At 44.1% G+C, this 1,050-nt stretch carries 2 protein-coding genes; both read right to left on the reverse strand.

Going from position 1 to position 1,050, the window contains the following annotated elements:
• Positions 1-429 (reverse strand): acetyl-CoA carboxylase biotin carboxyl carrier protein (gene accB, locus A3739_RS03840; RefSeq protein ID WP_068500385.1); only part of this gene is annotated, 429 nt, incomplete at its 3' end.
• Positions 430-453: 24 nt separating this feature from the next.
• Positions 454-891, reverse strand: a complete 438-nt coding sequence (aroQ, locus tag A3739_RS03845) for a type II 3-dehydroquinate dehydratase (protein WP_068475024.1) — start codon at positions 889-891, stop codon at positions 454-456.
• Positions 892-1,050 lie beyond the last annotated feature (159 nt).

Here is a 1,050-nt window from a genome sequence, read left to right on the forward strand (position 1 = left end):
GTCAAACTCTACCGGAGCGCCATTCTCTACTAATACTTCTGATATAGTTCCATCTCTATCGGCTTCTATTTGGTTCATCATTTTCATTGCCTCAACAATGCACAGCACATCGCCAGTTTTAACTTGCTGACCTACTTGTACAAATGGAGGCGCCTCAGGAGAAGGGCTTCTATAAAAGGTTCCTACCATTGGCGAGTTAATGCTTGGAAGAGCTGTTCGCGTCTCTTCAGGGGTGCTCGCTGGTGCCGCTGGAGCTGCAGCTACAGGAGCTGGCGCAGCAATGACTGGTGCAGGGCTTGCAACGACTGCAGGCGCATTTGGGTTGCGGCGGGTGATCTTGATGGACTCTTCGCCTTCTTTGATTTCGAGTTGCTCGACATCTGAGTCTTCAATTAACTCGATTAACTTTTTAATTTTACGGATATCCATAAATAAACTCTCTTGAATTCTTTGCTATTGCGATGCGCGAATAGCGGCTTCTACTGCCGCATCGTAACCGTGCGTACCTAAGCCGCAAATAACGGCAATCGCTTTATCTGAAAAGTAGGAATGGTGCCGAAAACTCTCACGTGCATGAACGTTTGAGATATGTACTTCATAAAACGGTAAGTCGCTTGCTAACAGAGCATCACGTAGAGCAACGCTTGTATGTGTAAAGGCACCAGGATTGATCACAATGGCAATTACGTCTGAATTTCTGACTGCATGAATGCGATCAATTAGCTCGTGTTCTGCATTGCTTTGGAAGTGCTCAATCGTTGCTTGATGTTGTTCTGCAATAGCGTTTGTTCTGGAAACAATATCTTCTAGTGTTTCTGAACCATATATTTCAGGTTCTCGCTTCCCTAGGAGATTTAAATTTGGGCCATTTAGAATAAGAATTGTTGGCATGAAGAGCACTCTTTTTTAAGCAAAGCTAATGATGCGCCAATTCTAGTGCTCGCTGTGCAACTTCGCAAACTATTCCTGCAAGATAGCAGCGAATTTAGCAAATTTACGGGCTAGTTTTGCTTATTTTGCGTGAGATTGCTTGTCAGATAATTGCTGTTT

This window comes from Oleiphilus sp. HI0067, from assembly GCF_001635735.1.

Excerpts from the sequence above, each read along its gene's own strand:
- aroQ (WP_068475024.1), bottom strand. The coding sequence starts at position 891 with ATGCCAACAATTCTTATTCTAAATGGCCCAAATTTAAATCTCCTAGGG.